Annotated in this window: 1 protein-coding gene; it reads right to left on the bottom strand. The window is 49.8% G+C overall.

Translation table 11 applies throughout. The features are described 5' to 3' along the window. Positions 1 to 219: hypothetical protein (locus R0J87_RS22395; protein WP_498889075.1), on the bottom strand; the 219-nt coding region annotated here is incomplete at its 3' end. Between the last annotated feature and the right edge of the window lie 36 nt (positions 220 to 255).

Below are 255 nucleotides of genomic sequence, written 5' to 3'. Positions count from 1 at the left end.
CACCTGAATTACTTCAACGCTGTCTAACGCTTGCTGGGAAGCGGCATTATCTTCTGCTGCTTGTTGATTTGCTGATTGTGGTGCCTGCTGTGCCGTTTGTGCAACAGCAGAACACGCCAGACTACCCACCCCTGCCATAGCAAGCGTGAGCAGACTAAGCCTGAACTTATTCATGCCCTGTATCCCCGTTTGTTTTTTATTGTTGGTTGCGCGATCCATGCAACTGGCATGAACACTTGCAGCCTGCTTTATCAG

Origin of the sequence: Halomonas sp. SIMBA_159, from assembly GCF_046536035.1 — a bacterium.
GTDB classification, from domain to species: Bacteria; Pseudomonadota; Gammaproteobacteria; order Pseudomonadales; family Halomonadaceae; genus Vreelandella; species Vreelandella venusta_A.
This window is presented reverse-complemented; position numbering and strand designations above follow the sequence as displayed.